Here is a 1,129-nt window from a genome sequence, read left to right as displayed (position 1 = left end):
CTAAGGGCTTGCAGATCATTAACACGTTGTCTCGATCTTGCTTTCGGGATCGCTGCTCTGGGCGAGGACCCGAGCCTGGAGGGGCACGAGGGCAGCGGGTGGGGTGGTCGCCGGTGTGATGAGGATGCTGTGTGCTTCAAGCAGTTTCCTGATCTTCAACAGGGTGCGGTGCATGGCTGTGCGACTGCTGCCGAAGAGCACGGCGAGGGGTTCCGCGGCCAGCGCGAGGTGCAGGTGGAGGACGGTGGCCAGGACCTGTTCGGGGAATTCGAGCCGGGGCGGACGGCCACGCCGGTCGCCCTTGTCCGGGGTCAGAGCCTGTGTGAGGTCGATCAGTTGCTGCGGGGACATGCCGGTCAGCGCGGGGTCGCTCAGCAGGGCCTGGTCCCACTCCCGCATCGCTGTCTGTGGGGCTCGGGCCGCCGGGATGGCCGGGGCCGGCTGGGGGTGCAGGACGTAGTTCCAGTCGCCGTGGAAGCCGTGGCGGGTCAGTGGTAGAGCCGCCATCTCCGTGTCTGCGATCACTACCCCGGTCGGGTAGGTGCCAGTGTCGAGTTCGGCACGCACTCGCAGTCCGGTGAGGGTGGTGGTTGCGGCGATGGACTGGACGATGACTTCGTGGCTGGTCAGCGGGCGGCCGCGCCAGTTCATGGTGATGTGGGAGAAGAGCCGGTGCTCGATCTTGTTCCACTTCGATGTGCCCGGCGGCAGGTGGCAGACGGTGATCGTCAGTCCTGTTTCAGCGGCGAACCGGGCGAGCTCAAGCTTCCAGGCCCGGGTGCGATAGCCGTTGGAGCCGCCCGCGTCGGCGGTGATCAGCAGCCGCGTCGCCTGCGGGTAGACAGCCTGGCCTTGGCCGTGCCACCAGCGGCGGATCGATTCCACCGCGAACGCGGCGGTGTCGTGATCGGTGCCGACGTTGACCCAGCCGGTGTTCGCGGCCAGGTCGTAGACCCCGTACGGGATCGCCTTTCCCAACCGGGGGTCGGTGAAGTCGTGCATGTTCACCAGCACCGGATCACCGGCCGGGCGCCACTGGCGGCCGTCGTTCCTGAACTCGCCGACGAGCTCCTTCTTCTTGGTGTCCACGCTGATGACCGGCTGGCCGGCATCCCGATGCCCGCGGGCT

The 1,129-nt window shown here is 67.4% G+C and carries 1 protein-coding gene; it reads right to left on the bottom strand.

Features of this window, described 5'->3' with window-relative positions; all coding sequences use genetic code 11:
* Window positions 1-18: 18 nt before the first annotated feature.
* Window positions 19-1,129, bottom strand: a 1,111-nt coding sequence (locus tag ACEPPI_RS40520) for an ISAzo13 family transposase (protein ID WP_373920241.1), incomplete at its 5' end; no start/stop codon positions are given.

The sequence above is a fragment of the Streptomyces sp. AB3(2024) genome, from assembly GCF_041862025.1.
GTDB lineage: Bacteria > Actinomycetota > Actinomycetes > Streptomycetales > Streptomycetaceae > Streptomyces.
Note: the sequence above shows the minus strand (reverse complement) of the source record. Positions and strands in the feature narration are given on the sequence as shown.